Origin of the sequence: Salifodinibacter halophilus (assembly GCA_012999515.1) — a bacterium.
In the GTDB taxonomy this organism is placed as follows: Bacteria; Pseudomonadota; Gammaproteobacteria; order Nevskiales; family Salinisphaeraceae; genus Salifodinibacter; species Salifodinibacter halophilus.
Map to the genome: position 1 here is coordinate 1 of JABEEB010000862.1, position 230 is coordinate 230.

1 protein-coding gene is annotated in these 230 nt (G+C 68.3%); it reads left to right on the top strand.

The genetic code is table 11. The annotated features are described in order from the left end of the window. Positions 1–221 (top strand): disulfide bond formation protein B (locus HKX41_14005; protein NNC25247.1); only part of this gene is annotated, 221 nt, incomplete at its 5' end. Between the last annotated feature and the right edge of the window lie 9 nt (positions 222–230).

The window sequence follows — 230 nt, forward strand, 5'->3', positions numbered from 1 at the left end:
CGCCGGACCAGGTTCCGGCCTGCGGCCCCGGTCTCGATTACATGATGGGCGCGATGCCGATCGGCGGCGTGATCCGCAAGGTCATGACCGGCTCGGGCGAATGCGCCAACGTCGACTGGACCTTCCTCGGTCTGGCGATGCCGGCCTGGAGCCTGATCTGCTTCGTCGTGCTGGCGGCGTGGGCGGCCTATGCCGCGTTCCGCGCGCGTTCGAGCAAGTAAACCGCTGCA